The organism is Streptococcus mitis (assembly GCF_946190275.1).
GTDB lineage: Bacteria > Bacillota > Bacilli > Lactobacillales > Streptococcaceae > Streptococcus > Streptococcus mitis_DC.
Map to the genome: position 1 here is coordinate 1 of NZ_CAMHZQ010000106.1, position 246 is coordinate 246.

Genomic DNA, 246 nt, shown 5'->3' on the forward strand with positions numbered 1-246 from the left:
GACTGGTTTGAACCCGGCACGCAATTGAATTGAAACAAGCGGGGCCCAGGCCCCGACTTGCGCATCTAAGGTAACACTATGAAAACACGTGCACAGGCCGCTCTCGTTATTCAACAGGTGCTGGATCAGGGCCAATCCCTCTCCGCTGTTCTGCCTGCTGCCCAGGAGAAGGTTGCGCCCCGCGATCGCGCCCTCCTGCAAGAACTCTGCTATGGCACCCTGCGCTGGCTGCCACGCCTCGACGCT

The 246-nt window shown here is 60.2% G+C and carries 1 protein-coding gene; it reads left to right on the plus strand.

Features of this window, described 5'->3' with window-relative positions; genetic code table 11:
* Positions 1-78: 78 nt before the first annotated feature.
* On the plus strand, positions 79-246 hold a 168-nt coding region (locus N8M20_RS10750), incomplete at its 3' end, for a transcription antitermination factor NusB (protein WP_369010938.1).